17 protein-coding genes and 1 tRNA gene are annotated in these 17,872 nt (G+C 72.1%); 10 read left to right on the top strand and 8 right to left on the bottom strand.

The genetic code is table 11. The features are described from left to right. Positions 1-28 precede the first annotated feature (28 nt). Positions 29-1,180 carry a thiamine pyrophosphate-dependent dehydrogenase E1 component subunit alpha gene (locus NAF06_RS01330; protein ID WP_008581393.1) on the top strand — a complete coding sequence of 384 codons (1,152 nt, stop codon included), beginning with the start codon at positions 29-31 and terminating at the stop codon, positions 1,178-1,180. Positions 1,181-1,198: 18 nt separating this feature from the next. On the opposite strand, the gene NAF06_RS01325 is transcribed toward NAF06_RS01330, so the two are convergent. Next, positions 1,199-2,521 (bottom strand): NAD(P)/FAD-dependent oxidoreductase, encoded by a 1,323-nt coding sequence (locus NAF06_RS01325; RefSeq protein WP_008581391.1) that lies wholly within the window; start codon positions 2,519-2,521, stop codon positions 1,199-1,201. Between the two features lie 507 nt (positions 2,522-3,028). On the opposite strand from NAF06_RS01325, the gene NAF06_RS01320 reads away from it, so the two are divergent. Then, positions 3,029-4,276, top strand: coding sequence for a threonine synthase (locus NAF06_RS01320; RefSeq protein WP_008581389.1), 1,248 nt, complete (start codon positions 3,029-3,031; stop codon positions 4,274-4,276). A 27-nt stretch (positions 4,277-4,303) separates the two neighbouring features. Here the strand turns inward: NAF06_RS01320 and NAF06_RS01315 are convergent, their stop codons facing one another. Beyond that, the gene (locus tag NAF06_RS01315; RefSeq protein ID WP_008581388.1) at positions 4,304-5,518 is read right to left on the bottom strand and encodes a PGF-CTERM-anchored ABC transporter substrate-binding protein; all 1,215 of its coding nucleotides are present in this window, start codon (positions 5,516-5,518) and stop codon (positions 4,304-4,306) included. Between the two features lie 62 nt (positions 5,519-5,580). Between NAF06_RS01315 and btuC the strand changes: the two genes are divergently transcribed. From btuC to NAF06_RS01280, 7 genes are all read left to right on the top strand, one after another. Then, complete coding sequence (gene btuC, locus NAF06_RS01310; protein ID WP_008581386.1) at positions 5,581-6,744, top strand: vitamin B12 ABC transporter permease BtuC; 1,164 nt, start codon at positions 5,581-5,583, stop codon at positions 6,742-6,744. Then, positions 6,741-8,087, top strand: a complete 1,347-nt coding sequence (locus NAF06_RS01305) for an ATP-binding cassette domain-containing protein (protein WP_008581384.1) — start codon at positions 6,741-6,743, stop codon at positions 8,085-8,087. The genes btuC and NAF06_RS01305 overlap by 4 nt, the downstream gene beginning before the upstream one ends. Positions 8,088-8,154: 67 nt before the next feature. Next, a complete protein-coding gene (locus NAF06_RS01300; protein ID WP_008581382.1) occupies positions 8,155-9,150 on the top strand; it encodes a class I SAM-dependent methyltransferase in 996 nt (331 codons plus the stop codon). Between the two features lie 122 nt (positions 9,151-9,272). After that, positions 9,273-9,494, top strand: coding sequence for a hypothetical protein (locus NAF06_RS01295; RefSeq protein ID WP_008581380.1), 222 nt, complete (start codon positions 9,273-9,275; stop codon positions 9,492-9,494). Further along, positions 9,481-9,870 carry a hypothetical protein gene (locus NAF06_RS01290; protein WP_008581378.1) on the top strand — a complete coding sequence of 130 codons (390 nt, stop codon included), beginning with the start codon at positions 9,481-9,483 and terminating at the stop codon, positions 9,868-9,870. Before NAF06_RS01295 ends, NAF06_RS01290 begins: the two co-directional genes overlap by 14 nt. 583 nt (positions 9,871-10,453) lie before the next feature. Then, positions 10,454-10,526, top strand: a tRNA-Thr gene (locus NAF06_RS01285). Positions 10,527-10,824: 298 nt separating this feature from the next. Continuing rightward, positions 10,825-10,956, top strand: coding sequence for a rubrerythrin-like domain-containing protein (locus NAF06_RS01280; RefSeq protein WP_152418724.1), 132 nt, complete (start codon positions 10,825-10,827; stop codon positions 10,954-10,956). Positions 10,957-10,992: 36 nt separating this feature from the next. On the opposite strand, the gene NAF06_RS01275 is transcribed toward NAF06_RS01280, so the two are convergent. The 3 genes from NAF06_RS01275 to proS all read right to left on the bottom strand — a co-directional run bounded on the left by NAF06_RS01275 (position 10,993) and on the right by proS (position 15,077). Then, positions 10,993-12,252 (bottom strand): helix-turn-helix transcriptional regulator, encoded by a 1,260-nt coding sequence (locus tag NAF06_RS01275; RefSeq protein ID WP_008581376.1) that lies wholly within the window; start codon positions 12,250-12,252, stop codon positions 10,993-10,995. A 108-nt stretch (positions 12,253-12,360) separates the two neighbouring features. Next, complete coding sequence (locus tag NAF06_RS01270) at positions 12,361-13,488, bottom strand: hypothetical protein (protein WP_008581374.1); 1,128 nt, start codon at positions 13,486-13,488, stop codon at positions 12,361-12,363. 113 nt (positions 13,489-13,601) lie between these two features. Next, positions 13,602-15,077, bottom strand: a complete 1,476-nt coding sequence (gene proS / locus NAF06_RS01265; RefSeq protein ID WP_008581372.1) for a proline--tRNA ligase — start codon at positions 15,075-15,077, stop codon at positions 13,602-13,604. Between the two features lie 150 nt (positions 15,078-15,227). Between proS and NAF06_RS01260 the strand changes: the two genes are divergently transcribed. Continuing rightward, complete coding sequence (locus tag NAF06_RS01260; RefSeq protein ID WP_008581370.1) at positions 15,228-15,827, top strand: NUDIX hydrolase; 600 nt, start codon at positions 15,228-15,230, stop codon at positions 15,825-15,827. Positions 15,828-15,854: 27 nt separating this feature from the next. Here the strand turns inward: NAF06_RS01260 and NAF06_RS01255 are convergent, their stop codons facing one another. The 3 genes from NAF06_RS01255 to NAF06_RS01245 all read right to left on the bottom strand — a co-directional run bounded on the left by NAF06_RS01255 (position 15,855) and on the right by NAF06_RS01245 (position 17,859). Beyond that, positions 15,855-16,061, bottom strand: a complete 207-nt coding sequence (locus tag NAF06_RS01255; protein ID WP_006628776.1) for a DUF6199 family natural product biosynthesis protein — start codon at positions 16,059-16,061, stop codon at positions 15,855-15,857. 412 nt (positions 16,062-16,473) lie between these two features. Beyond that, a complete protein-coding gene (locus tag NAF06_RS01250) occupies positions 16,474-16,953 on the bottom strand; it encodes a DUF371 domain-containing protein (protein ID WP_008581368.1) in 480 nt (159 codons plus the stop codon). A 75-nt stretch (positions 16,954-17,028) separates the two neighbouring features. Continuing rightward, positions 17,029-17,859 (bottom strand): amidohydrolase family protein, encoded by an 831-nt coding sequence (locus tag NAF06_RS01245; RefSeq protein ID WP_008581366.1) that lies wholly within the window; start codon positions 17,857-17,859, stop codon positions 17,029-17,031. Positions 17,860-17,872 lie beyond the last annotated feature (13 nt).

Here is a 17,872-nt window from a genome sequence, read left to right as displayed (position 1 = left end):
TTGTGAGTTCGGGACACACCGAACGCGTATGAGCGAGCCCAGTCCCGACGACGCCGACCCCCTCGCGGACGAGGACCTCCGTCGCGTCCTCGACGCGGACGGGCGGCCCCTGCCGGACGCGACGGTGCCGGACCTCTCGGACGAGGAGTTCCGGGCGATCTACCGCGATCTGGTCACCACGCGCCGGTTCGATGAGCGCGCCGTCAGCCTCCAGCGACAGGGGCGGATCGGGACGTACGCGCCCTGCGCGGGACAGGAGGGGTCGGCGGTCGGGTCGACCCACGCGCTCGCGGCCGACGACCTGATCTCCTACCAGTACCGCGAGCACGGCGCGGTCGTCGTCCGCGACCTGCTCGCCGAGTACCTCCCCTACTGGATGGGTCACGAGTCCGGGACGGAGGCGATCGCCGACGGGAACGTCTTTCCGCTGAATATCGGCATCGCGGCGCACCTCCCGCACGCGGTCGGAGCCGGATGGGCGTTCGACCACCGGGACGAGGACCGGGTCGTCGCCTGCCACTTCGGCGACGGCGCGACCAGCGAGGGTGACTTCCACGAGGCGATGAACTTCGCGGGCGTGTTCGACACGCCGACCGTGTTCTGCTGTCACAACAACGGCTGGGCGATCTCGATCCCCGAAACGCGGCAGACCGCGAGCGACACCTTCGCGCAGAAGGCGACCGCCTACGGCTTCGACGGCGTCCGCGCCGACGGGATGGACCCGCTCGCGAGCTACGCCGTCACGCGGGAGGCCGCCGAGCGGGCGAGATCGACGGGCGGCGAAGGTGACGGCGACGGAGCCGCTGAAGACGCGCCGCGGCCGACGCTGATCGAGTTCGTCGAGTACCGGTTCGGCGCGCACACCACGGCCGACGACCCGAGCGCCTACCGCGACCCTGGCGACGTGGACCCGTGGCGCGCGCTCGACCCGGTCGACCGCATGGAGACGTTCCTCCGCGAGACCGGTCGGATCGACGACGCGGGCGTCGCCGCGGCCCGCGAAGAGGCCGACGAGGTCGTCGCCGATGCCATCGACTTCGCCGAGTCCGTCGACGCCGGTCCGAGCGACATGTTCGACCACGCCTACGCCGACCTCCCGCCCGAGGTCCGCCGCCAGCGCGACGAACACCTCGCGGCGGTCGAGGAACACGGGGAAGAAGCGTTCCTGCGCGAGGAGTGAGGGGACCGAGCCGTCCGCTTATACGTAGTCGCCCGCGACGGCGGCCGCCGTCCGACCGCTCTCCAACGCGCCCTGTATCGACGACCACTCGGTGTAATCGCCGGCGAGGACCACAGGCCCCTCGGGGTCGTCCGGGTCCGGGAGGCCGGCGTGGAGGCCGGGCGGCTGCGCGAACTGCGCGAACCGGATCCGGTGGACGTCGACGGTCTCCAGCCCGGCGAAGTCGCGGTCGGGGTACCACGCCGCCAGCGCGTCGCGCACGTCGTCGCGGAGGTCGGCGTCGTCGCGCTCCAGCGACCCCTCGCCGAGGAACGTCGCGGCGAGCAGCGCCCGGTCGTCGGGCGCGTACTCGGGCGCGACCTCCGACATCGGGACCACGGCGTTCGGCGACTCCCCGGCCGCGTTGAGCAGGATCCGCTCGCCCGTCTCGAACGACTCGCCCGCGGGGAGCGCGTACCACCCGGTGACGTTCGGGACTCCCTCCGTCGGGACCGACTCGACGCCCGTGAGCCGGCGGGCCTCCGGCGGCGAGGCGGCGACGACGACCGCGTCCGTCTCGCGCGTCGAGCCGTCCGCCAGCTCGACGGTCGCGCCCTCGGCCTCGCCGCGGCCGGTCCGGAACGGGATCCGCCCCCCGCCCGCGACCCGGACCGACTCCACGTCCTCGCCGGTCCGGATCTCGACGCCGGCCTCGCGGGCGCGGTCGGCGAGCGCGGCGGGGAGGGCCGCCATCCCGTCGGCCGGCACGCCGATCGACCCCCGGCCCATGGCGCGGAACGTGTACTCGAAGACGTGCTTCGAGGTCGAGAGGGTCCGGTCCAAGGTGATCCCGCCGTAGAACGGCTCCACGAAGTTCGTCACGTGGTCGCCGGCGAACCCCCACTCGCGGAGGTACTCGCGGATCGGCGCGTCGGGGCCCGCGAAGAACTCGCCCTCATCGCGTTGCGAGAGGTCGTACCGGAGCGCGAGGGTGCGGAGCTTGTCGGAGAAGGAGACCTCGTCGTTCAGGAGCGAGGGAATCGCCGACAGCGGGTCGCGGAGGGGATCTCCGAGCACCGAACGCGACCCCGGGCGGCAGATCGTCGCGCCGGGCGCGAACGTCCGCATGTCGAGGTCGTCGAGGCGGTCCGCGCCGAGTTCGCGCTCGACGGCGGGGTAGCTGGTGAAGAGGACCTGGAAGCCGCGGTCGAGCGTGAAGCCGTCGACCGTCTCCGTCCGCACGCGCCCGCCGACCTCGGGCCGTCGCTCGTACAGCGTCACGTCCGCGCCCGCCTCGGCGAGCCGCCGCGCCGCGACCAGTCCCGCGAGGCCGCCGCCGACGACGGTGGCGTCTCCGTTCATGCGCGATCTTCGGTCGGCTCGCTTATAAGCGGTGGATGATTGACCGGTCGCGACCGCCGCCGTATATATATCGCAGATCGAGGGGTCCGTTTCCGAAGTCCCAGCCGCTCGGCCGTGCGACCGCGTTTTTGTTTATAAGCCGCCGATCGACACGGACACCACCGAAGCCCCAGCCTGGAGGCGGGCGCACGCTCGCTGTGCGCCTCACTCGGTCGCTCACTCCGTTCGCTCCCTCGTTGCGGTGCTTGCGTCGCCTGCGCTCGCCTCCCGGCTGCCCCTTCGAGTCCCGCCCAGCACCGCAACCGCGCCTCACGCCTCCCCAGCCTCGTCGCTCGCTTTGGGCTCCCTGCGGTCGCCCGATCGCTCGCGACTCCCTCGCACGCGCTGTCTCGCGGCCGCCGAGGGCGGCCGCTCGCAGGCGCGCGCCACCGCATTTCGCCGAGTCAGTCCGACGGCGGTCCGCCGCCGAGTGCGAAGCGATTAGTCGCCGCCGCCGCAAGGTTCGGTATGGCTGACTTCGAGACCACGCCGGCGTTTCGCGGGCTGGAGAGTCGGGCGTCGGGACGCGTTCACGAGACCGCCGACGCGGCGGCGGTCGACGCCGACGAGCGGGCGCGCGGACTCGACCCCGTGTACGACTACGACGCGGTCGACCCGGACGCGCTGTTCGACCCCGCGGCCCGCGGGGGGAGCGGCGACGCCCGGACCGCGCCCGCGACCGCCCGCGGCCACTGGCGCTTCGACGCGCTGCTTCCCTTCTCGGCCGAGGACGCGCTGACCGCGGGCGAGGGCGGCACGCCGCTCGTCGCAACCGACCGGCTCGCGGACGAACTCGACGTCGAGGCGGTGTACGTCAAAGACGAGGGCCGGAACCCCACCGGAACCGTCCTCGACCGCGGCCTCTCGCTCGCGATGACGGCGGTAGCGAAGCGGGTCGCCGACGGGGCCGACGTGGAGCCGCTCGTCTGCGCCAGCCCCGGCAACGCCGGGCAGTCGATGGCGGCGTACGCGGGCCGGGCGGACCTGCGCTCGTACGCGTTCGTCCCCTCGCGCTGTGCGTTCTCGAACAAGTCGATGACGAACGTCCACGGCGGCGAGATGCGCGTGGTCGGCGGGCGCTTCCCGGACGCGGCCGCCGCGGTCGACGAGCAGCTCGAGACGGAGTACACCGACCTCGGCGAGTTCGTCACGCCGTACCGCCACGAGGGCGCGAAGACGGTCGCGTTCGAACTCGTCGCCGACCTCGGCGACGCCCCCGACGTCGTCGTCGTCCCGACCGGCTCGGGCGAAGTCGTCGCCGGGGTCCACAAGGGGTTCGTCGAGCTCGACCGGATCGGCGCGATCGACGGGACCCCGCGCGTCGTCGCGGCGCAGGCGTCCGGCTGCGCGCCGATCGCGGCCGCCGTGGAGCGCGGCCTCGCGGAGCCGGAGCCGTGGGAGACGCCGGACACGATCTGCGGCGAACTGGAGATCCCGGACCCCGCCGGCGGCGGCGCGGCGGTCGAGGCGGTCGAGGAGAGCGGCGGGACCGCGGTCGGCGTCGACGACGACGACATCCTCGCGAGCGCGGTCGCCGTGGCGCAGAACGAGGTCGTCGAGATGGGCGCGACGGGCGGGGCGGCCCCCGCCGGCGCGTGGGCGCTCGCGGAGGACGGCTTCTTCGACGGCGACGAGACCGTCGTCCTGCTCAACAGCGACGCCGGGCTGAAGACGCCCGACGTCCTCCGCAGCCACCTGATGGGACAGGGGATCTGAAACGGGATCCGCCGAAAGGGAGTCAGTTCACTCGCGCCGCGCGAGCAGGCCGGTCGCGAGCAGGGCGAGGGCGGCCGCGACGACGCCGAACCCGGGCGACTCAGCCCCGGTGTTCCCGTCGGTCTCGTTGTCCCCGCCGTCGTCGCCGGTCGACCCGTCCTCGCCGTCGTTCGACGAGTCCTCCCCATCACTCGACGAGTCCTCGCCGTCGCTCGACGAGCCGTCGTCCGTGTCGCCGGTCGAACCGTCGGTCGACCCCTCGCCGTCGGCCTGAAGCTCCACGACCGCCTCGGAGAGCGTCGTCGTCGACTCGATCACGCTGCGCGGTGCCGGCTGGTTGAGGTAGTTCCGGTTCATCACGACGTAGTTGCCCTCGGCCCCCGCGGTCGTGCTGGCGTACGGCTCCTGATCGAGAATGGATGCCTCGGAGTCGGTGACTAAGATCAGCTCGGGGTTCGATTCGAGAATCACCTCGTCGTTGACCTGCGGATAGCCCGACCCGATCCCGGCGGCGACGTTGTCGGTCCCGCCGACGGTCATGATCGAGTCGATGAAGGTGTTGTTCGCCGCGACGTACCCGCCGCCGAGCGGGTACAGCGCCGCGGGACGGTCGACGTCGGCGGTCCGGTTCTCCGCGGCGTCGACGGCGTCGTACATCTCCGCGTTGGTCTCGCTCGCGGCGTCGCACGCGCCGACGAGCCGACCGATCGTCTCCGTCTTCTCCGCGATGTCGTCGATGGAGGTCGCCGCCGGGAAGTGGTAGACGGTCAGCCCCTGCTCGCGGAGCGGCTCCACGTCGGCCGCCGAGGAGTTCGGCGCTAACACGAGGTCGGGCTCGGTGTCGACGACGCGCTCGACGCTCGCGCCGAACTCGGCGGAGACGTTCGCGCGCTCCTCCGCGCCGTCGAGGTAGAGCGCGAACTGGCTCACGCCGACGACGCGGTCCCGCTCGCCGAGCTCCCACAGCGTCTGCGCCGCCGACGGGTTGAGCGTCGTGATCCGGTCGGGGGCCTCGTCGAGCGTGATCGTGGTCCCGGTCGCGTCGGTCATCTCGACCGGGAACCCGCAGGCGTCGTCGGTCTGCGCCGGCGCGCCCGCCGTCCCGACCGCGCCGACGGCCGGCCCCGCGGCCGGTCCGTCGGTCGATATCGTCGGCTGTGCGCCCGCGGCCGTCCCGGCGACGCCGCCGAGCAGGGCGGTCGTCACCAGCACGGCCATCGCTATCGCGAAGCTGTTTCGCATCGGATCGACGACCGGCCTCGTCCAATAAGTACTTACCTACTACAAGTTGTGTTGGAGAACGTATGCGACCGTGGGTCCGGTCGGCGGCGTGGTCCGCTGCCATAGCGGCGCTTCTGGCGGTCGTCGTCGTCGTCAGCGCCGCGATCGGCCCCGTCAGGATCCCGCCGGAGACCGTCGTGAAGTCGGTGCTGAACGCCCTCGCGGTGCCGGCGGGGATCGAGACGACCGGGGGCGTCGGCCCGCTGTCGGTGCCCGGGGTCGGTCCCCTCACGCTCCCCGGTCTCGACCTCGCGTTCGCGTCGCCGTTCGCGTTCCCGGTCGACGCCGTCCACCAGCAGATCGTCGTCGGGGTGCGGCTCCCGCGGATCCTGCTGGCGGCGCTCGTCGGGTTCGCGCTCGCGGCCGCCGGCACCGTGATGCAAGGCTTCTTCCGCAACCCGATGGCCGACCCCTCGATCATCGGCGTCTCCTCGGGTGCGGCGGTCGGCGCGGTGGCGTTCATCGTCTTCCCCGTCGCGCTCTCGACGACGGTCGCGCTCCCGGTCGTCGGCCCCGTCGAGGTGGCGCTCTCACGCGGCGCGGGGACGAGCCTCTTCGCGTTCGTCGGCGCGCTCGCCGCCGCCTTCGGCGTGTACGCCATCGCGACCCGCGGCGGCCGCACGCCCGTCGCCACCCTCCTCTTGGCCGGCGTCGCGGTCCAGACGTTCCTCGGCGCGGTCGTCTCGTACCTCCAGCTACAGGCGGGCGAGTCGCTCCGGCAGATCGTCGCGTGGCTGATGGGCCACCTCTCGGGGGCGGCGTGGAGCGAGGTCGCGATCACCGCCGTCGTCGTGCCGCCGCTTTTCGCCGTACTGCTCGCGTACGCCCGCGACCTCAACGTCCTCCTGCTCGGGGAGGAGGAGGCCCGCGGGCTGGGGATCGCGGTCGAGCGAACCAAGCGGGTGCTGCTCGCGGCCTCGGCGCTCGTCACGGCCGCCGGGGTCGCGTTCGCCGGCGTGATCGGGTTCGTCGGCCTCATCGTCCCGCACATGCTCCGGCTCGTCGTCGGTCCGGACCACCGGGTACTGCTCCCGACCGCGGCGCTCTTCGGCGGCACCTTCCTCGTCGCCGCCGACACGGTCGCGCGCTCGGCGGCCGCGGAGTACCCGGTCGGCATCATCACCGCCGCGGTCGGCGCGCCCTTCTTCGTCTACCTGCTCGTGACCCGGGAGGTGTCGGAGCTGTGAGCGCCGACCGCCCCGAGGACGGCGAGGGTTCGCGGCCCACAGACGATCCCGGATCGCCGTCCGCAGACGATCCCACATCTCCGCCCGCGGAGGGACCCGCCGTCGACCCCGAGTCTGTCCCCGACACGTCGCTCTCGTTCGGCGACGATCCCCTCCTGTCGCTCTCGGACGTGGCCGTCTCCTTCGGCGACGTCGACGTGGTCTCGGGCGTCGACCTCCGGGTCGAGGCCGGCTCGCTCGTCGGCCTCGTCGGTCCGAACGGTGCCGGCAAGACCACGGTGTTGCGCGCGGCGACCGGCGCGGTCGAGCCGGACGCGGGGACGGTCCGAGTCGGCGGCGACCCGGCCGCGTCGCTGTCGGCCCGCGAGGTCGGCCGCCGGGTCGCGAGCGTCCCGCAGGCGACGAACCTCGCGTTCGACCTCCGCGTGCGCCACGTCGTCGAGATGGGTCGGACGCCCCATCTCGGCCGGTTCGACGCCCACGGCGTCGAGGACGACGCCGCGGTGAACGCCGCGATGGCGGCCGCGGACGTCGAGCGCTTCGCCGACCGGTCGATCACGGCGGTCTCCGGCGGCGAGCGCCAGCGCGTGCTGCTCGCGCGGGCGCTGGCGCAGGCGGCCCCGCTCCTCCTCTTGGACGAGCCGACCGCCAGCCTCGACGTGAACCACGCGGTCGAGACCCTGGAGCTGGTGCGCTCGTTCGTCGACGAGGGCGCGCGCGGGGCGATCGCCGCGATCCACGACCTCGACGCCGCCGCGCGCTACTGCGACGAGGTCGTCGTCCTCGCGAACGGGGGCGTTCAGGCCGCCGGGCCGCCCGAGTCCGTGCTGTCCGCCTCGACGGTCGGCTCCGCCTTCGACGCGGAGGCGTTTGTCGGGCGCAACCCCGCGACGGGAACGCCCGCGGTCACGGCGTTTCCCCGGAGCGAGGTCGAACCGCGGCGGGTCCACGTGGTCGGCACGGGCCGGCCGGCGGCCCGCGTCGTCGCCCGGCTGGCCGCCGCGGGCCACGAGCCGTCCGTCGGCGTGGTCCCCGAGGGCGACGCGGCCGCCGGAGCCGCCGCGGACGCCGGCGCGACTGCGGTGACGGCACCGCCCTTCGAGGGACCGACCGAAGAGGCGGTCGCGACCGCGCGCGACCTCGCCGCCGACGCGGAGGCGACGCTCGCGGTCGGCTCCGAGGGAGCCGCCGACGGCCCCGGCCCGAACGGCGACGCGGAGGCGACGCTCGCGGTCGGCCCGAACGCGGAGGTGGCCGCGGCCGCGAACCGACTCGTCCGCGTTCCCGCCGACGTCGACGACGCGGCCCTGCTCGACGCGGTCGCGGCCGCGTTCGAGGAGTGACCGCGGGACCGCCACCGGCGACCCGCGAAGCGTCACCGTTTATTCGCTCGCCCGCGTCCCTCCGACGATGAGCGTCCCCTGCGTCGCCGTCGCCCGCGAGCGCGGCGAGACCGTCCGGAGCCGCCTCGCCGACGCCGACGCCCTCGACGGCGACCACCAGATCGCCGTCGACGGCGACACGATCTACATCCCCGTCGCGGGCCGCGAGCGGGTGCCCGCCGACCTCGCGGACCGGGTCGTCGAGCGCGACGCGGCGGCGCGGAACCGGCCGACGTCGCCGGCAGAGATCCTCGGCTACGAGCCCTCGCTGGAGCGCCTCGGCGACATCGTCATAATCGACGAGGACGACGACGAGCGGGCCCGCGAGATCGCCGACGCCGTGATGGCGGCCGACCTCCCCTGCGACACCGTCCTCAACCGCGCCTCGCCGATCGAGGGCGAACTGCGCGTCCGTCAGTGGGACGTGCTGGCCGGCAATGGCACCGAGACGGTCCACCGCGAGTACGGCCACGAGTTCCTGCTGGACGTCGCCGCGGTGTACTTCTCGCCGCGGCTCGCGACCGAGCGACACCGCGTGGTCGAACAGGTCGACGAGGGCGAGTCCGCGATCGACATGTTCGCCGGCGTGGGGCCGTACGCGGTCCCGATGGCGGCCCGCGGCGCGGACGTGGTCGCCCGCGACCTCAACGAGCGCGCGGTCGAGTACCTCCGCGAGAACGCAGCGCGGAACGGGGTTGCCGACCGCATCACCGCGACGGCGGGCGACGTGCGCGAGATCGCGGACGAGTACGCCGACACCGCCGACCGGCTGGTGATGAACCTCCCGCACTCCGCGGACGAGTTCGTCGACACCGCGGTCGCGCTCGCCGGCGACGACTGCGTGGTCCACTACTACGACATCCAGCACGAGGACGACCCGTTCGGCCCGGGTCGCCGCGCGATCGAGGCCGCCGCGGGCGACGAGTACGCGGTTGCCGTCGAGACCGAACGCGTCGTCCGGTCGTACGCCCCCCACGAGCACAACGTCTGTCTCGACGTCCGACTGACGCGGACCGACGACTGACGCGCTCTCCCCCTCGCACATCCCCACTCACATCTCCCGCTCTCTCCTCGCTCGGCCAGCGACGGCGGCACAGACACGTCAGGGCGTTCACTTATGAGTGTCACTATCTGTCATACTGTCGTATGAGCGACGCCGAAGACCCCGAGAAGCGGATCGACGAGACGACCACCTGGCCGGAGCTGGCGATAGGCCTGTACGACCGGCTGACCGGCCGGAACGCGGAGATACACTACCAGTTCGAGGACATGACAGTCGAGGTGCCGAGCGGCACCGGCGAGGACGCCGAGCACGCCGAGTGGCGCGTCGACGGCGGTGTCCGGGTCACGACGAGTGAACGCGAGTGACGCGGGACGCCGGCTCTCGGTCGAGACCGAGGACCTGACGCTGTCGGTCGACGGCGTCGAGGCGGCGGTCCACGCGACGGACCGGCGGATCTTCGTCGAGGTCGACGGCGTCCGCGACGCCCTCCGAGTCGCGCGCCGGCTCCCGGACGACTCCGTCTCGGACCGCGCGGTCGCCGAACTGGCGCGCGGCGGCCTCACCGCGGAGGTCAGAGTCCGCGGCCGCACGGTCGCCGTCGCGGGGGCGGACGCGCGTCCCGGGCCGCTCTCGCACCGCCTCGGCGTCGCCCCGGCGGAGCTGCGGCTCGCGGGGGCGGTCGGCGCGGGCTACGGCGGCCTCTCGGCGTCGGTGCGCCGAGCGCAGCGGCTGTTCGGCTGACCGGGTCCGGGCGCTGACCGGAGTCGGTCGCCGGTCGGCGTCGCCGCTCGCGAGGACATCGAGACAGCGAAAACGCCGCGCCGCCCCGAGGGGGGTCGGGGCGGAGCGGCTGGGGGCCCGTCACATGACAAGCGGTCGCGGCGGAAGTCGTCGGGCCAGAGGCGATTCTGCGCTTGGCGCGTCGGAGACGCGATTCGCGGTCGCCGCGACGGAACGCTGATGGGGATGACGGCCGCGCCGAGTCGCCGTGGGGGTGACGACCGGCCGGACCCTCGTCGCCCGGTACGGGCTTCGACCGGGCACGCACCGCCGGGGGAGTCGATCCCCGCCGTCTCGGCACGCGGGCGGTGTCATCACACTCGAATTGAGGACCGAACACGTATTTAGTCTTTTTCCTTATATTCTCATATCTCGTTCGCACTTCTTTGTCGTGTTCTCGTAGAATACCGCCGCAGCCGTGACGAACGTGTTTGTGGTTCTCCGCCGAGCCGCCGGCCCCTCATCCCGCGGACGGTGGGACCGATCCCCGTCCCGTCCCCGTTTCGGAACCCTTATTTTTCCGTCCGGGAATTGTTCGATACGCGCCGGGGTAGCTCAGCTGGCAGAGCGATTCCTTCGTAAGGAATAGGTCGAGGGTTCAAATCCCTCCTCCGGCTCTTCTGACGGAACGGCGTCGAGTCGAAGAGCTCTGAGAGGGATCTGCGTCCGGAAAGCGGCACGGCCGCGGTTCTCGGTCTCCGTCTCCGGTCCACCTCTTCAAACGCTCGCCGCTGACACGTACCACTTGGACGGGGTCCACGTGGGCACACCGGCGTTTCGTCCGCAGCGACCCGCCCGGATAGTACCTATCGTCGATGAATCCGATCACTCGTCCACCGTTCGGGCCGGACATGATCATACACTCATAGGAATATTAGGTGTGTGGCTATGTATCACGGACGCGTAGCGACAGATATGCGACCAGAGACCGACCACGTCGAAGAAGAAGTGTACGAGTGTTTCGAATGCGGGCGGCGGACGGACTCGCCCGGCCAGTGCGAGTGCGGGGGCGAACTGCGACACCTCGGCCGCTCTCGGGACCTGTGACCGGCGTCGGTCGGCCCCGAGCCGCGACCGTGCCGCTCAGTCGGTCCCGGTAGCGCCGGCTCCGTCCGGTTCGTCGCCGCCGCTCTCGGCTTCGCCGTCGTCTCCGCCTCCTCCCCCGTCGCTCTCGCCCCCGTTCGCGCTCGGATCTCCCTCCGGATCGTAGTCCGGCAGCGAGAGGACGTTCTCGCGGCCGAGCCGGAACCCGTCGAGGTCGCCCTCGTCGCGCAACCCCGTCACCACCTGACTCGTCTTCGCGGCGGTCCAGTCCAACTCCTCCGCCACGCGCTTCTGTTTCATCCGGCCGCCCTCCGACTCGACGAGCCGAAGCACCTGCTCCTCGTTGCTCAGCAGGTCGCTGTCGACCGGGGGCGCGTCCTCCGACTCGGTCGGGTCCTCCTCCTCGTCAGAGGCTGAGTCGTCGTCCGCCGCGGCCGCTCCCGCGCCCGCCGTCTCGTCCCCGCCCGGATCCGCGCCGCTCGCCGCCGCGCCGTCCGCTGCGGCGTCGCTCGCTGCCGCGCCGCTCGCGCCGGCCGCCGGGACTCCCCCGCCCTCGCCGCCGTCGCCGATCCGGCGGCGGTAGGCGACGACTCCGCCGGCGACGACGAGGATCCCGACGACCGCGAGCAGTCCGGCGGTCGGAATCCCCGCGAGCGGCCCCGCGGGGGCGGCCGTGATCCGCGGCTGGCCGGCCGAGAAGTCGACCGGGCCGTTCCAGACGACGGACCGGTCGCGGACCTCGCTCGGCTCGGGGGTCGTCTCCGCGAGGCGGTACCCCTCCGGCCACGAGAGGATGAGCGACGAGGAGTCGTCGAGGAACAGCCCGTCGACGGCGTCGCCGACGCGCAGGCGGTCCCCGTCGACCGCGGCGAAGTTGGTCCACTCGAACCGGTAGGTCAACACGCCGTACGACTGCGGTAACTCGCGGCGCTCGGCCGTCACGGTCGCGTTCGAGACGGTCATGTTGCGGCCGGTCGCCTCCTCGGCGGTCGCCGCGGTCGAGGCCATCCGGTCGCGGAAGCGGCTCGTGTACGCCTCGGTGTCGTTCTCGACGTCCGCGCGGAGTTCCTCGAACGCCTGCTCCTCCTCGTCGGTGCCGAGCCGGATCCGGTACTCGACGGTCCACCGCGCGTCGCCGTCCGGTTCGACGGCGACCTCCATCGACACGTCGTCCGGCTCGACGTCCATCTGCGCGAAGCCGCCCTCGAACGGGACCGCGCCCGCGCCGCCGGCTCCGACCGCCAGCCCGGCGGCTCCGATCAGGGCGACGACGACGAGAACGACCGACGCTCGCTGCACAGGCGGACTCACAAGAGCCGTCGTGAAATTCCTTCCCATCCGTTACCGACCCGACACCACGCCGAACTCCGGGCCCGACCTCCGTCCGAGGTCACCGCTCGGCGTCGCTCACGCGCTGGGGCTCGGCCCGCCGAGGGGCGGCGTCGAGACGACCGTCACGCGCTCGACCGACGCGCGGGTGTCGTCGCCGTCCCTTCCGTCGGAGCCGGAACCGTTCGAACCGCCGGGGCCCGTCCCGTCCGCTCCGTCGCCGGTGCCGGCACCGCCCGTTCCGTTGCCGGAGTCGCCGTCGGGCGCGTCGCCGTCTCCCGGCCGGTCCGGCGGACCCGATCCGTTCGCGGCGTCGGAACCGTTCGCGGTGTCCGAATCGCTCCCGGCGGCGGAGCCGTTCCCGGCGGCAGAGCCGTTTCCGCCCGTCGCTCCCGGCGGACCGCTTCCTCCGGGCGCGCCGACGGACCCGTTACCTGATCCCGCTCCGGGCGCTCCGACCGACCCGTTCCCCGGCGGTCCGGCGGATCCGTTTCCGGGACCGTCACCCGACGGACCGTTCCCCGGGGAGCCGGCGTTTCCCGGCGGTCCCCGCTCGGCCCCGTTGCCCGGCGGCCCGCGGCGGACCGGTCCCACCGGCCCCCCGACGCCCGGCCCGGCCACGCCGCGGGCGATGGCGGCGACCTCGGGACCGCGGAGTTCGTCCGCGCGCTCCCGAAGGGTCGCTAGTCGCTCGTCGTCGACGCCGCGCTCCTCGCGGACCTCGGCCGGGAGGGACGCGGACGCGTTCGCGGTCCGGTTCAGCCCGCGGGAGAGCGACTCGATCCGGGCGGTCGTCGACGCCATCCGCGCGGCGTACGCGCCCTGACTGAGTTCGCCCGCGTCGCGCCGCTCCTTGAGCTCCCGCTGCCGTTCCTCCAGCTCCGCGAGCCGCTCCTCGGTTCGGTTCAGTCGGTCCGCGACGACGTCGGCGCGGCTCTCGTTGCTCTCCGACTCCCGGAGCGCGACCTCGAAGGCGCGCGACTCGACCTCGCCGTCGATCTCGGCACCCTGAACGCCGACCACGCCGGCGAGCCGTTCGCCGGGGCTGAGGTCGACCGTCGCGTTCGCGCCGCTCTCGTTCCCGGTCCCGTTCGCCCCCGGATCGGTCTGTGCGGTCGCCACGCCCCCCGGCGCGGCGGCGGCGGCCCCGGCGACCACCGCCGCGGCGACGAGAGCGACGAGGAGACTCGCGATCCATCGGTTCATTACCAGCCCGTACGCGCTCCGTCCCTATATACCCGGAACTCCGTTAACTCGGATCAACGCGGATTAATCGCCGGACGCGACGGGGGTAGGGTCGATTCCCAGATGTCGAGCCGTCAGTACGTCTTCGCGAAGTAGGCCGTACGCTCGGCGTCGTCGTCGCACATCGCGCACGTCTCGTCGCCGTCGCCGTTCGCGATGGGGTCGTCGTCCTCGAAGGGGACCATCACGATCTCGGCGGCCAGTGGCTCCTTGATCGGCTCCTCGCAGGCCTCGTCGCCGCACCACGGGGCCTTCACGTAGCCGCCGTGCTGGCCGAGCGTCCCGAGGATGTCGGCGCGGTCGTCGGCCTCGCGCACGCCCTCGTCGAGGGTCTCCTCAGCGGCCGCGTACAGCTTGGCGTACACCTCGTCGAACTGGTCTCGGACGGTGTCGGCGACGCCGTCGCGGTCGACCTCGACGCTCTCGCCGTCCGGGCGGTGGACGAGGGTGAGCTCCTCGTCGTCGACCTCGTGCGGGCCGATCTCGATCCGCAGCGGGATCCCGTTCAGCTCGTGTTCGTTGAACTTGAACCCGGGGTTGCGCTCGTCGCGGTCGTCGAGCTCGACGCGGATCCCGGCGTCGTCGAGGTCGTCGGCCACGCCCTCGGCGTACTCCAGCACGTCGTCTTTCGTGTCCTCCTGCCAGATGGGGACGACGACGACCTGCGTCGGCGCGACCGTGTGCGGGAGGACGAGCCCCTGCTCGTCGGAGTGAGTCATGATCAGCGCGCCCAGCGCGCGCCACGAGAGCCCCCACGAGGTGGTGTGGGCGGTCCGCTCCTCCTCGTCCTCGTCGGAGTAGGTGATGTCGAACGCCTCCGCGAACGACTGGCCGAGGTGGTGCGACGTGCCCGCCTGGACCGACTTCCCGTCGGGCATCAGCGCCTCGACGGTCGTCGTCGTGTCCGCGCCCGGGAACTTGTCGTGATCGGGCTTTTGCCCCTTCAGGACGGGCAGCGCGAGCAGGTCCTCGTAGACGGACTCGTACTGGTCGAGCCGCGTCATCGTCTCCTCCCACGCGTCCTCGCGGGTCGCGTGCGCGGTGTGGCCCTCCTGCCAGAGGAACTCCTTCGTGCGGAAGAACGGCTTCGTCTCGGTCGCCTCCCACCGGACGACGGAACACCACTGGTTCACGCGCAGCGGGAGGTCGCGGTGGCTCCGCACCCACTGCGAGATGTACGGCGTGATGATCGACTCGGAGGTGGGCCGGACCGCGAGCCGCTCTTCGAGCTCCTTGTTGCCGGCCTCGTCGACCCACGCCACCTCGGGGTCGAACCCCTCGACGATGTCCTTCTCCCGTTCGAGGTACGACTCGGGGATGAAGAGGGGGAAGTAGGCGTTCTGGACGCCGGTCTCCTTGAACTTCGCGTCGAGGAAGCCCTGAAGCCGCTCCCAGACCGCGTACGCCCGCGGTCGGGTGACGATGAAGCCGCTCATTCCCTCGGGCCCGTAGTCGGCTAACCCCGCCTTCTGTACGACCTCGGCGTACCACTCGCCGGTGTTGTGCGTCTTGGACTCGGTGATCCCGAGCTCCTGGTCGTCGTCGCTCATTACTCCCGAAAGCGGGTGTCGCGGGCTTAAAAGGTCCGAACCCGACCGCCGCGTCGCCGTTCGGGGCTTCCGCCGCCCCGTTAAATGTTCACGTCCCGCGCGGGCGGAATCCGCGGAAACGTTAACCCCCTCGCGTCGCCTACCTCGCCCATGGACCTGTCGGGGCTGCGCCGGCACAACCCGCGGTCGCTCGCCGGGCGGCGGGAGGCGGCGGTGTTGGCACCGGTGATCGCTCGCGGCGGCGAGGCCCACCTCCTCTTCACCAAGCGCGCCGCGCACCTCGGCGAACACCCGGGCCAGATGAGTTTCCCCGGCGGCGGCCGCGAACCGATCGACCGGACGCTGACGGACACCGCGTTACGCGAGGCCGACGAGGAGGTCGGGATGCGACCGGACGAGGTCGACGTCGTCGGCCGGATCGACGACACGCGCACGTCGAGCAAGTACGCGGTCCGCCCGTTCGTGGGCGTCGCGCCCGACCGCGAGTACATCCCCGACGAGTCGGAGGTCGCGGAGGTGGCGGTCCTGTCCGTCGACGCGCTCACCGACCCCGCGAACTACGAGTCGGAGCGCCGGGTCGGCCACCCGGAGTACGGCGACCACCGCGTCCACTACTTCCACGTCGACGGCTACACGGTCTGGGGCGTGACGGGCCAGATGGTCGTCCAGCTGTTGGAGCGCACGACCGACTGGCGCGCCCCCGCGGAACCCGACCGCGTCGTCGGCGCGGACGCGGAACTGCCGATATAGGGGTTATACGTTCTGTTGAACCACCGTTCAGACGAGTCCCGTTACACCAATACACAAGAACAGCACACCCAACCCGCGATACAGCCAGACGGGAGTGTCGGACTCCTCGGATCGGTCGGAAGACGACCGCCGGAGGAACTCGAATCCGAACGCGTGGATTCTCTTCGGAAGGACGACGTAGGCGAGGCCGAGGACCACGGCTATGACGGATCCGGCCCACCACAGCGTATTCATACGCTTTTTTCACCGAGTGAACACATATGTCTGGTGGATAATCTGTGGCTCTGATTGGGTGGGAGTTTTCGGTAACGTCGCTCGGCCGTGCGTGATCGGTTTCGCCGAGAGTAGCTCCGTGACCGAGACTGCCGAAGCCCCAGCCGTGAGGCGGACGGACGCTCGTTGCGCGCCTCAGTCGCTCACTTCGTTCGCTCCTTCCAGTGCTTACGTCGCCTCTGTCCGCCTCACGGCTGCCCCTTCGAGTCCCACCCGCGACCGCACAGCACCTCACGCCTCCCCAGCCTCGTCAGTCGCCGTCGCTTCGCTCGGCGACTGACTCCCTCGCGCGTGCTGCCTCGCGGCCGCCTTCGGCGGCACGCTCGCAGGCACGCGCCACCGCACCGCAGATCGTCGGTCGTCGCGCATGGCGTCACTCTGCGGGGATCACTTCGAGCCGGAGCGTCAGGTTCGCACCGTCGGCCAGCGCCGCCACGAGGTCGCGGTCGAGGTCGGCCGCGGCCCCGTCTCCGTCGACGAAAATGGTGCGCTCGTCGTCGGTGTAGTCGCTCGTGCGCCCGACCATCGAGCGGTCGTCGACGAGCGCGAGGCCGGGGTCGCCGCGGCCGACGATGGTCTCGCGGTGGGTCTCGTCGCCGTCGTCGACGACGAACGTCGCCTCTATCGTCGCGGCCGCGTCCCGACACGCCTCGCGGAACTCGGGGGCGAAATCTCTGGGGGTTCGGTCCGCCTCGACGCCGACGATACAGTCGCCGGCGGGCGTGAGCCAGTCGTCGGTCGTGAGTTCGACGGTGCTCGCGTGCTCGGCGGTGACGTTCTCGTGGCCGACCGCGCGGACGACCTCGACGAGGGCGGAGTCCGCGTCGCCGGTCTCGGCGTCTGCGTCGCTCATACGCGTCGAGTCGGCCGTGACGGAACAAGTGCGCGTCGCTTCCGACCGGACCGCGCCTCGACCCGGACCGCCGCCTCAGGCGTCGGCCCCCTCGGCGAGGGCGGGGACGAGGCGGGCGGGGTTCTTCGCCAGCACGCGGGCCATCAGGTCCTCGGAGACGTCGAGGGTGAGCACCTCCATCACGCCGACGTTCGGGTGGACGTCGGGCGCGCCGGAGCCGAAGAGGACGCGGTCGGGGTGTTCCAACACGCCGCGTTCGAGCACCTCGCGGTACCGCACCGCGCTCGTGTCGACGTACACGCGGTCGTGCTCGTCGAGGAGGTCGAGCGTCCGATTCATCAGCTCGGCGTCCAGCGGGTACCCGCCGAAGCTCCCGAGGACGAGCGGGAGGTCGTAGCCGAGCAGCTCCGTCTCGACCGCCTCGGGCGGGAACTCGCGGCCCGCGTGGACGAAGAGGGGGAGGTCGGCGTCCTCCAGCCGCGACAGCACGTCCTCGTTCGGCAGGCCGTCGACGTGGGGCGCGAGCGTGAAGCCGTGGAACCGGTCGTCGTAGGAGTACTGCTCGACGTCGTCCGGGCGGGTGTGGTGGTCGTCGCGCTCGGCGCGGAGGTTCCGGACGACCGACGCGGGGCCCGTCCCGGGGTCGCGGGGCCCGTTGAGGCGGGCGAACGCGACGAACGGGCGGTCGATGGAGAGGCGCGCGACGGCGTTGTTCGCGCGGAGGTAGCTCCGTCCGGGGGGTCGCTGGCCGGGGCTCGCGACGGCGCGGACGATCCCCGCTTGGAGCATCTCGCGTTCCAGCCGCTCCGGGGAGATGTCCCGCCCGTGGGTGACGACCGACGACTCGTCGGGGTCGAGGGTCGCGCGGGTGTCGACGATCCGGAAGTCGTGTTCGAGCCCGAGCATTGCCGCTCTCTAC

This window comes from Halorubrum hochsteinianum, assembly GCF_023702125.1.
In the GTDB taxonomy this organism is placed as follows: domain Archaea; phylum Halobacteriota; class Halobacteria; order Halobacteriales; family Haloferacaceae; genus Halorubrum; species Halorubrum hochsteinianum.
This window is presented reverse-complemented; position numbering and strand designations above follow the sequence as displayed.

Coding starts and splice junctions, on each gene's coding strand:
- NAF06_RS01330 (WP_008581393.1), top strand. CDS start 29: ATGAGCGAGCCCAGTCCCGACGACGCCGACCCCCTCGCGGACGAGGAC.
- NAF06_RS01325 (WP_008581391.1), bottom strand. CDS start 2,521: ATGAACGGAGACGCCACCGTCGTCGGCGGCGGCCTCGCGGGACTGGTC.
- NAF06_RS01320 (WP_008581389.1), top strand. CDS start 3,029: ATGGCTGACTTCGAGACCACGCCGGCGTTTCGCGGGCTGGAGAGTCGG.
- NAF06_RS01315 (WP_008581388.1), bottom strand. CDS start 5,518: ATGCGAAACAGCTTCGCGATAGCGATGGCCGTGCTGGTGACGACCGCC.
- btuC (WP_008581386.1), top strand. CDS start 5,581: ATGCGACCGTGGGTCCGGTCGGCGGCGTGGTCCGCTGCCATAGCGGCG.
- NAF06_RS01300 (WP_008581382.1), top strand. CDS start 8,155: ATGAGCGTCCCCTGCGTCGCCGTCGCCCGCGAGCGCGGCGAGACCGTC.
- NAF06_RS01295 (WP_008581380.1), top strand. CDS start 9,273: ATGAGCGACGCCGAAGACCCCGAGAAGCGGATCGACGAGACGACCACC.
- NAF06_RS01280 (WP_152418724.1), top strand. CDS start 10,825: ATGCGACCAGAGACCGACCACGTCGAAGAAGAAGTGTACGAGTGTTTC.
- NAF06_RS01270 (WP_008581374.1), bottom strand. CDS start 13,488: ATGAACCGATGGATCGCGAGTCTCCTCGTCGCTCTCGTCGCCGCGGCG.
- proS (WP_008581372.1), bottom strand. CDS start 15,077: ATGAGCGACGACGACCAGGAGCTCGGGATCACCGAGTCCAAGACGCAC.
- NAF06_RS01260 (WP_008581370.1), top strand. CDS start 15,228: ATGGACCTGTCGGGGCTGCGCCGGCACAACCCGCGGTCGCTCGCCGGG.
- NAF06_RS01255 (WP_006628776.1), bottom strand. CDS start 16,061: ATGAATACGCTGTGGTGGGCCGGATCCGTCATAGCCGTGGTCCTCGGC.
- NAF06_RS01250 (WP_008581368.1), bottom strand. CDS start 16,953: ATGAGCGACGCAGACGCCGAGACCGGCGACGCGGACTCCGCCCTCGTC.
- NAF06_RS01245 (WP_008581366.1), bottom strand. CDS start 17,859: ATGCTCGGGCTCGAACACGACTTCCGGATCGTCGACACCCGCGCGACC.